Origin of the sequence: Tsukamurella spumae (assembly GCF_012396015.1) — a bacterium.
Taxonomy (GTDB): Bacteria; Actinomycetota; Actinomycetes; order Mycobacteriales; family Mycobacteriaceae; genus Tsukamurella; species Tsukamurella spumae.
Window position 1 is genome coordinate 1 of the sequence record NZ_JAAXOQ010000078.1, and the last position, 1,153, is coordinate 1,153.

General features: G+C 65.6%; 1 protein-coding gene. It reads right to left on the bottom strand.

Annotated elements, in window-relative coordinates:
* Complete coding sequence (locus tag HF999_RS22120; RefSeq protein ID WP_168547905.1) at positions 1-1,098, bottom strand: IS630 family transposase; 1,098 nt, start codon at positions 1,096-1,098, stop codon at positions 1-3.
* Positions 1,099-1,153 lie beyond the last annotated feature (55 nt).

Sequence of the window (1,153 nt, forward strand, 5' to 3'; positions counted from 1 at the left end):
CTAGTGGCGCGGGTTTGAAGTTGTTGGACGGTTCGCCTTCTCGAGGATCTGTTCGGCGGTCTTGGTCCAGACGAACGGGTGGGCTCTGGGGTTCCAGCCGTCGATGAACGCTCGGATCTTGGTGTTGAGGTCTTTGACGGAGGTGAACACGCCGCGGCGGATCGCTTGTCGTTCGACGATGCCGAACCAGGCTTCGACGAGGTTCATCCAGGAGGCGTGGGTCGGGGTGAAGTGCACGATCATCCGAGGGTGGCGTGCGAGCCAGGCTTTCACCTCTTTGTGCTTGTGAGCTGCGTAGTTGTCCATCACTAGGTGCAGCACGACGGGGTTGCCGTCGGCGTCGAGCACGTCGCGGTAGACGCGCTCGATCTGGCGCAGGAACGCCAGGAACTCCTGGTGGCGGTGCTTGGGTTTGAGGGCGGCGGTGACCTTCCCGGTCGCGATGTCGAGGGCGGCGAACAAGGTGGTGGTGCCGTGCCGGTAGTAGTCGTGGGAGCGGCGTTCGACCTTCCCGGGCTGCATCGGCAGGATCGGCACCGTCCGGTCCAGGGCTTGGATCTGCGACTTCTCGTCCACGCACAGGACGATCGCGTTCTGGGGCGGGTGAAGGTACAGCCCGCAGATGTCGGTGACCTTCCCGACCAGCTCGGGGTCGGTGGAGAACCGGAACGACTCGGCCTTGAACGGCTTGATCCCGTACGCCCGCCACGCCCGCGCTACCGCGGCCGGCGACACCTTGATCCGGGCGGCGAGCAGCCTGGTCGACCAATGCGTCACACCAAGGCTTTTCGGCGGCGGCGTGAGCGTTGCGACGATGATCGCATCCTGATCGAGCTCCCGCGGACGGCCTGGCCGATCCCGATCGGCCAGGCCGTCGAGGCCACGTTCGAGATACCGATCCCGCCAGGCGATCACCGTCGTCCGGCTCGCATCGACCAGCTCGGCGATCCGCTGATTGGATTCCCCATCGGCGGCGAGCAGAACGATCCTCGCCCGCTTGGCCGCGGACGCCCGCACCGAAGCGGACCGGGTCCACGACTCCAGTACCTCCCGGTCGCCGTCGCGCAGCGTCAACGCCGGAGCAGGATGATTCGCCATACCCCGATTCTCGCAGGCGTCGAACCGTTCAATGATTAACGACACGCGCCACTAG